We start from the raw sequence: 415 nt of genomic DNA, 5'->3' as shown, positions 1-415 counted from the left end.
CATTCCCCAGGGTACCTTCACCGATGACCAGACACCGGGGAGCCTGCGGCTGAGTGCCCAGGGGCTGCCCCCCGGCATCAGTTTATCGGGCTATACCCTGTCAGGCGTGGCGTCCACCACCGTGGGCAGTCCGTTCCGGGTGATCCTGACGGCCACCGATCCGGGTACCCTGAGTGTGAGCACGAGCTTTGACTTGGCGGTGGCCCCGGCTTCCATCGAACCCCCGCAGCCCAGCCAACCCTTCGCCATCACGGCCGTAAGCCTGCTGAGCTGTACGCCGATCGCCGACCGGATCAATATCAACTTTAGTCCCCGTTACGTGGGTCTGACCGGCCAGCCCATCGCCTTCCGGATCGAGAACGAGCTGGCGGCCACCAATGAGCCGGGTCCCTACTCACTGACGCTATACCGGGAC

At 64.6% G+C, this 415-nt stretch carries 1 protein-coding gene; it reads left to right on the top strand.

Annotated elements, in window-relative coordinates; all coding sequences use genetic code 11:
- Nucleotides 1–415, top strand: a 415-nt coding sequence (locus GK091_RS29315) for a putative Ig domain-containing protein (RefSeq protein WP_394351913.1), incomplete at both ends; no start/stop codon positions are given.

The sequence above is a fragment of the Spirosoma agri genome (assembly GCF_010747415.1).
GTDB classification, from domain to species: domain Bacteria; phylum Bacteroidota; class Bacteroidia; order Cytophagales; family Spirosomataceae; genus Spirosoma; species Spirosoma agri.
Note: the sequence above shows the minus strand (reverse complement) of the source record. Positions and strands in the feature narration are given on the sequence as shown.